At 70.7% G+C, this 6,443-nt stretch carries 5 protein-coding genes; all 5 read right to left on the bottom strand.

All coding sequences use genetic code 11. From position 1 onward, the window contains the following. Positions 1-8: 8 nt before the first annotated feature. Positions 9-572: a hypothetical protein gene (locus tag NA8_RS22650; RefSeq protein ID WP_063052340.1), complete on the bottom strand. Its 564-nt coding sequence runs from the start codon at positions 570-572 to the stop codon at positions 9-11. Between the two features lie 65 nt (positions 573-637). Then, entirely contained in the window at positions 638-2,302 is a 1,665-nt protein-coding gene (locus NA8_RS22655) for a peptidoglycan DD-metalloendopeptidase family protein (RefSeq protein ID WP_063052341.1), read from the bottom strand. A 37-nt stretch (positions 2,303-2,339) separates the two neighbouring features. Continuing rightward, positions 2,340-2,648 (bottom strand): transposase, encoded by a 309-nt coding sequence (locus tag NA8_RS22660; protein WP_040867646.1) that lies wholly within the window; start codon positions 2,646-2,648, stop codon positions 2,340-2,342. Beyond that, the gene (locus tag NA8_RS22665) at positions 2,645-4,789 is read right to left on the bottom strand and encodes a putative type IV secretion/conjugal transfer ATPase (protein ID WP_084467009.1); all 2,145 of its coding nucleotides are present in this window, start codon (positions 4,787-4,789) and stop codon (positions 2,645-2,647) included. The genes NA8_RS22660 and NA8_RS22665 overlap by 4 nt, the downstream gene beginning before the upstream one ends. A 7-nt stretch (positions 4,790-4,796) precedes the next feature. Continuing rightward, positions 4,797-6,287 carry an SCO6880 family protein gene (locus NA8_RS22670; RefSeq protein ID WP_062973526.1) on the bottom strand — a complete coding sequence of 497 codons (1,491 nt, stop codon included), beginning with the start codon at positions 6,285-6,287 and terminating at the stop codon, positions 4,797-4,799. Between the last annotated feature and the right edge of the window lie 156 nt (positions 6,288-6,443).

A 6,443-nucleotide genomic window follows, 5' to 3' on the forward strand; every position in this document is an offset into this window, starting at 1 on the left:
GCGGGTGGTCAGCGGAATGCGTCGAGCCGCCAGCCGTCGGGTGTGCGCACGACGGTGGCGATCACTGTCGCGGGCGGCAGCGGCTCCTTGCGTCCGTTCGGATAGACGACGGTCTGCTCGATCCCGATCTTGAACTGCTGGACGTTCGGGTCGCTGAGGGCGGGCGCCTTCTCACCGGACGCGAACGTGAACGCCTCCACGTGTGCCCCCTCTCTGGCCCAATCCGCCCATTGCAGCGTCGACTTCGGCGTCTCCACCGCGGTCGGCGCCGCATCCAGCATACGAATCAGGCTGGGGCCGAGAAACTTCCGCGCCCGGCTCAGGGAAGCGCCCTCGGTCTCGGCGGCGGGTTGCCAGCTGTAGATCTCCCGCAGCGCCGCGACCGCGACACCGTCCGGCGTCACCGGGTCGGGCGCGGGCACGCCCTCCAGCAACCGGGGTGTGGACGTAGCCGGGTGCGCCGCATCGGATCCCGTGTCCGCGCGGTCCGCACGGCCACAGGCCGCACCCAGCACCGCGACGCTCACCACCAGCATCACCACCAGTTTCGCGCGTGCATTCGCTCTATCCATCCAGGCTAGCCGCACTCCGGGGCGTCGCGGCAGTCCCGCCGCCGCGTGTTCGGGCCCGTCACCGCTCACAGCACCCTCCTCGCGCGTCCGTCCCCCGGTACCGCGACTTCCGAAACGCCGCCCGCCGAGCGGGCGTCCGCACCGGGCACGGACTGGATCATCCGGCCGTTGCCGACGTAGATGCCGACCTGCGCAGGTCCACGGGGACCGAACGAGCTGAACACCAGATCGCCGGGCTGCGCTTTCCGCATCGGCACTTCCGCACCCGCCTCCCACTGCTGTTCGGCTGTGCGCGGCAGCGTCACCGTGCCGGAGGACGCCGCGAACACCGCCGCCGCGGTCAACCCCGGTCCGTCCAGTCCTCCGCCGCTCGGCCCCTGGGGCCCGCCACCGCCCCAGACGTACGGGGTGCCGAGCCACTCGTTGGCGGCCTCGACGATCTGGTCACCGGTCGACCCCTGCCCGGGCGTGAACCGGCCGAGCGAACCCGGCGCTCGGTACTGCGCTTCCATCGTGAGGATGTTGCGCACGTACGGCTGGGTCTCGGCGTAATGCGCGGCAACCTGGTTCGGCATGCCGCCGGACGCCAGGACCGCACCCTCGCCCGCGTTGTAGGCCGCCAGCGTCAGCGCGACGATGTCGCCCTGCACCCTGCCCTCGGCCTGCCACTGCTGGATCTTGTGCGCGATGGCGCACATATAGCGCCCTTGACCGATGATCGCGTCACCGTCGTCCCACACACTGGCCACGCCGTTGCCGTCGGCGTCGAGCACGTACGGCCTGCCGTCGTCGGGATCGATGCTCACCGCGGTGGTCGGCAGGAACTGCGCCAGACCCTGTGCGCCGGCGGGGGAAGTCGCCCCGCGCCGGAAACCGGACTCCTGCCTGCCCTGCGCGGCCAGCAGCGAGGGAGTGATCTGCGGGCAGAGGGAACCCGCACGGCGGTACCAGATCTCCAGTTCTTGCGGCACCTTGCCCGCGGCCAGCGCGCCACCGACGGTGCCGAAGCCGAGGCTGCAGCGTGGATCGCTGGAATAGGCGCGCGCACCACCGACGTCCGGGGTCGGCGCGCCGTCCAGCCAGGGCAACGGGTCGATCTGACGCCCGCCGGTGAACCGGCCGCCCGGAACGATCTCGAAATGCAGATGGGGGCCACTGGATTCACCCGCCGAGCCGACCGCGCCGATGTGCTGCCCCGCGGTGACCGTATCGCCCGGCTGGACCAGCACGCCAGAGTCCCACATGTGGCCGTAGACCGCCGAGTACGAGCGGCCGTTGGTGTCCACCGAATCGACGACGATCCAGTTGCCGAACCCCGACGCCGGACCGGCGGCGACGACGCGGCCGTCGGAGACCGAGAAGATGGGCGTACCGTCCGGCGCGGCCAGGTCGACGCCCTTGTGCGCGCCGGCCCGCGAGCCGAAGGTGTCCGAGACGGTGAAGGTTCCGGTGGCCATCGGCAACGTGCGGCGCAGCGGGCCCGCTCCCGCGGCGAGCGAGGGCGTGGCGGTCACGGCCGGGTTGGTCTGTGTCGCGCCGGGACCGGTGGTCGAGGCGGCGCGCCGATCGCCCGGCACGTAACCGCCCAGCGGCGGAAGCGCCGACTGCGAACCGAGTACCGAGCCACCCTCGCAGGCGTCGTCCACGGAGGGCATGACGATGACCAGCACGATGGTCATCAGGCCGAGCACCGCGCCCAGCGCCGTCCACAACGCCGTTTTGCCGCTCATCGCCGCACTCCGGCATCGTGCCGCGCGCAGCCCGGGTTCACGTCCGGCGCCGGGCTTCGTTGAGGGTGTCGGCCAACGTGCGGTTCATCTCGGCGGCGGCCGCCAATTGCTGTTGCAGCAGAGCCACTTTGCGCCGCAGCGCGGTCGCGTCCATCCGCTCCAGACCGGGGCCTTCGGCCGCGCGCACCCAGTTCCGCACCGAGTTGGTGTGCACCCCGATCTGTTCGGCGACCACGCGGCAGGCCTCCGATTCACTGCGCAGCTTGCCGGTCAGGGCGATGACCTGTTCGACCGCCGCTTGGCGGACCTCCGGCGAGACGCGACGGTAGGACCGGTGCGGCATCATGCGGCACTCCCCGGTGAGTCCGTCCCGCGCGAGGTCGACTCGGTGAACTCGCTGAAGCGCTGGTTCGTGTCGTGGATCCCGCTTTCCTTCTCCGACAGCGTGAATTCCATGTGGAACGGAATGCCGGGCCTGCGGTCCTCACCGATCTTCAGCAGGAATTTACCGGTGCCGGGCGGGGACGGCCGCTGCTGTCCCGGTTTGAGCGCCTCGCCGGTCAGCGCTTGCGGTGCGGACCATCCGGTCACCATCTCCTCCTCGGCCGATGTGAACGGAACCGTGCTGTCCAGCCGTTTGATCTCCTCGGCAGGAAGCGCGCCGAAGATCTTGGCGCGCGCCCGCTCGAGGAAACCGAGCGCCTTCGCGATGGCGGCTTCCGAGCCGAGCGCTTGCAGGTCCTTGATGGTGTGGCTGATCATGATCAGCGCGGTGGCGATGCCGCGCTGCAACCGGGTGAGCTCGTCGACGCGGTCGACCATGAAGTCGCCGAGGCCGAGCACCTGCCACAGCTCGTCCATCACCACCTGGAAATAGCGCTGCGGGCCGAGCTTCGCGTCGGCGAGCACGTGCGCGGCCTCGACCGAGGCGAACCCGTCGGCCCAGCAGGCCAGCATGACAGCGGCCTTGAGCTTCTTATCGCCGGTCGGGATGTGCGAGACGTCCATGCACACCGCGACCGCGCTGGTGTCGATCGGCACAGTGGTCTGGCCGTTGAAGACAGCGCCGAACGGCCCCTGGGTGAGCGCGCGCAGAGAACGGCGCAGCCCCTTGATCGCTTCCATGTACTCCGCGAGGTCGTCGGCCCCCGCGTCCAGCATCAATTCCTCGCCGCCGCCGACGATCACCTCGAGCAGGTTCTCCATGATCGGGGGCTTGTCCGGCGTGTATCCGCTACCCGGCCGGTAGAGGATGCGCAGCGCGGTGGAGATCAGCGTCTCCTCGTAGTCGCGCACCCGGTCGCCGCGCACCAGTTCGACCAAGCCCGCGATCAACGTCACCTGCCGGGCCCGCAGGTCCTGCAACACCTGCAGTTGCAAGGCCGGGAACTCTTCCAACCGCGGAACGACCGCTCCGAGAACGCCCGCCGCGAGCGGGTTGAGCTTGCCGTGCCCGTAACCCAGGTCGATCACCTGGCCACCGACGAGTTCGACCATCTTGCGGTAGTCCGGTTTCACGTCGGCGAGGATCAACGGGGTGATCCCCTGCGCGATGCCGCCGAGCACGATCCGGCGAACCAGCGAGGATTTGCCGAAACCGTTGAGGCCGAGCACGAACAAGCTGGGTGCGGTGATGAAACTGCCACGCATGAACCAGTTCATCGGGTCGAAGCACACCGGCGCCCCGGTGTGCAGATGCGAACCGAGGGGCGTGCCGATCAGCGGCGCGCCCGCGCCCACCGACCAGGGCCACAGGCCGGCGACCTGAGCGGTGGTGGCGCGGTACTCGACCGGGCGGCCGACCACGTTCATCCGGCCGCCGCCCGCGCCCGCGTAGCCGCGGTCGGTGAGTTGCGCTGTGCTGCGGTCGAAACCGTCCTCGATCGTCTGCTCCGCGCGTGCGGCGTAGTTGCGGCGGCGGATGTCGTCGGTGCGGACCCGGAACTGCGCGAACGCCGCCCGCAGGCCACTGCCCTCCCGGGCGATCATCTCCAGCTTGGCGCGGGTGGCGTCATCCAGCAGCGGCGGCCCGGACTGCTTGCGCCGATCCGCCTTCGCCTTCGCGCGGCGGGCCGCCTTGTCCGTATTCGGTGCGCCCATGGCGCGGTCGGCGGTGTAGTCGACCTTCGCTGGCCGGGCCACGCGGCCGTTCCTGGCGCCGTTGCGATCCGGACGCGCGGCGATGCGCTCGGTGACCGCGTCACGGGACATGCGCGGGTTCCGCTCGCCGCGAGACCGTTCGGCGTGCGCCCGGTCCGTGCGCGCGCCGTCGGGCCTGCCCGCGCCCGATCGCGCGCGCCGCTCGGCCGCCCGCCGGTCGGACGTGTCCACGCCCGGCCGGTCCTCGCCGTTCACCCGCGCCGAATCCCGTGCGGGGCGCCGCCGCTCGGGCCGCTGTCCCCACTCGTCCCGGCCGGATTGTTCGAGCCGCCTGCGGCGTGCGTCCTCGTCCCGTTCCCGAACGGGTGGCTCGTAGTCCCGTGCCATGAATCGCTCACCCCGCCAGTGCCTTCGGAATAGTCGCGTGTTCCGGCAGGATCACTCCACACCCGAGGGAGGCCGCGAAGGCCGCCGCCTGGTAGCGGTAGCACCGCCGAATCTTCAAGCGCGCCTGGGTCGACAGGTCGCGCGTGATGGCTTCGATGCGCGGCAGGTCACCGCGCAGGGGCTCGGTGATGGTCACCAGCGCCCCGAAGCGGGTCACACCGTGACCCCTGGCCTGCTCTTCACGGGCCTGCTGAGTCGCGCCCACCCGCAGCGTCGCCGCCGCGGACACGACCCCGCGTTCGCTCTGTTGGGCCACCAACGCGTTCTTGAAATCGTCGTCGACGATTTCGGCGGCGTCGGCGGCTGAGTGCGGACGGTACACGATCGCGATACGTTTGCGCGGGACTTCGGGATTCGGCGCGAGCAGCCGCTGCAGCACCCGCTCGTCGACCGCGCCCTCCGGCGCCGCGTCCATCTCCCAGGTGACCGAGCGGCCACCGTCGTGCACCAGGTGATCCCACTTCTCGTCATGGGACACCGGGCCCGCGTCCGCCCAGTCCAGGCCGTGCCCCTCGGGTTCGCCCGCGGCCACTTCCAGGTCGGCCTGCGAAGCGGGGTCGTAACTGCGGCGGATGAACGAGATCACCTCGTCGGCCGACATCGGCTGGGCGCGCACACCGGCTTCCGCGAGCGCGGCGCAGATGCCGGGCAGGCGACGGCCGATCTCGACGGCCTCCTCCGCCGGGTTCTTGCGGCGCTCGGCGGTGGTGGCCTTGAACGTGATCGCCACCCGCGGCAGCAACTGCACCCGTTCCTGCGGCAGCTCGGTGGCCAGCTCGTACATCACCTGCTGGGCCAGCTCCGGCGCCTCCGGCCTGGTGATCGTGGAAACCTCGGTGAGCAAACGGTTTCCGGTCTCCGGCACGGTGTCGATGACCGGCACCACGGCGACGATGTCGCTGGTCTGGCCCACCGAGGCGAGGAAGGTGCCCCACGCCGAGACCCAGCGATCGATCACCGGCTGGTCCACCGCCTCGTGGCCTTGCGGCCACGCGCGCAGCACCACCGTGTACTGGGCGAACTGCGGGAGGTGGATCATGCCGAAGCTGTAACCGCCCGCGTCGATGCCCTCGTACAACTTCGACGGCGCCAGCAGTCCGGGCAGGCGGGTGACGCCGCCGGGGATCCGGGAGAAGCGGCCGCCGCGGTACACGTGCTCGCCACGACTGCGCGAGCGCATCCAGTTGAACATCATCAATCCCGTCTCGTAGCCCGAACGACCTCCGGTCCGCCACACCAGCGGGACCATCACGACGACACCGATGCCGCCGACGATCACACCCCACTGGAAGCCGCCGACCATCGCGGTGATCAGCGCCGTGATCACGACCGCGAAGCCGAGCACGGTTTCCTCCCAGCGCAGGCCGAAAAGGCCCGCGCTGCGCGGCTTCTGCCAGAGCCCGTACGAGCGCCGCTCGTAGGTGTCGGTGAGTGTCATCGCGGAATGGTGCTCCTCCCGAGGTCGGGTGAACGGTTCGTCCAGCGGTCGCCCGCGACGTCACCCATGGCTTGGTCGGCCCGGTTCAGCCCGCCGCTCGCGGCGCGCGCCGCGCCGATCCGGCCCGCCGTCCTGGCCGCTCCGGACGCTACCCCG

It is taken from the genome of Nocardia arthritidis NBRC 100137 (assembly GCF_001612765.1).
Lineage (GTDB): Bacteria > Actinomycetota > Actinomycetes > Mycobacteriales > Mycobacteriaceae > Nocardia > Nocardia arthritidis.

What these genes read in the sequence shown, in the direction of transcription:
- NA8_RS22650 (WP_063052340.1), bottom strand. Translation starts at nt 572, where the DNA reads ATGGATAGAGCGAATGCACGCGCGAAACTGGTGGTGATGCTGGTGGTG.
- NA8_RS22655 (WP_063052341.1), bottom strand. Translation starts at nt 2,302, where the DNA reads ATGAGCGGCAAAACGGCGTTGTGGACGGCGCTGGGCGCGGTGCTCGGC.
- NA8_RS22660 (WP_040867646.1), bottom strand. Translation starts at nt 2,648, where the DNA reads ATGATGCCGCACCGGTCCTACCGTCGCGTCTCGCCGGAGGTCCGCCAA.
- NA8_RS22665 (WP_084467009.1), bottom strand. Translation starts at nt 4,789, where the DNA reads ATGGCACGGGACTACGAGCCACCCGTTCGGGAACGGGACGAGGACGCA.
- NA8_RS22670 (WP_062973526.1), bottom strand. Translation starts at nt 6,287, where the DNA reads ATGACACTCACCGACACCTACGAGCGGCGCTCGTACGGGCTCTGGCAG.